Origin of the sequence: Massilia sp. BKSP1R2A-1, assembly GCF_050586525.1 — a bacterium.
Classification (GTDB): domain Bacteria; phylum Pseudomonadota; class Gammaproteobacteria; order Burkholderiales; family Burkholderiaceae_D; genus Telluria.
Window position 1 is genome coordinate 1 of record NZ_JBOBRE010000054.1, and the last position, 384, is coordinate 384.

Consider the following 384-nt stretch of genomic DNA (forward strand, 5'->3'; position numbering starts at 1 on the left):
TTCACAGGTGGACCGCATGCGCCAACGATTCAACGGTTTGGAAGTCGCGTAGCGCAACGTTAAAGCTGTAGTCCGTGTCGATCGCATGTAGGTCGACTGCGGTCATTTTTTGAAGTTCAACTGCGAAAGATAGCGAGGATGTGCCTAATCCCGAAGCGGTAACAGTTTCGGCATCAGGGCTTATACGGATGATCGTACTTTCTTCCGCACACCCGTACTCGCATTCGAAGATCGCGCCGATAAAGTTGCCTCTTTTAGCTTTCGTTGTGCCAGCCATAGAGACTATCGCGTCGATCAGCGTATCAACATCGAACTTCTGATCTTCCCCGATGAAAATCAACAGTTTCGTCATGTTCCTCACCTGTTTTTATGTCTGCTTCTGGC

The 384-nt window shown here is 49.2% G+C and carries 1 protein-coding gene; it reads right to left on the reverse strand.

Going from position 1 to position 384, the window contains the following annotated elements; all coding sequences use genetic code 11:
* Window position 1: 1 nt before the first annotated feature.
* Window positions 2-352: a hypothetical protein gene (locus ACQ7JA_RS25045; protein ID WP_430902412.1), complete on the reverse strand. Its 351-nt coding sequence runs from the start codon at window positions 350-352 to the stop codon at window positions 2-4.
* Between the last annotated feature and the right edge of the window lie 32 nt (window positions 353-384).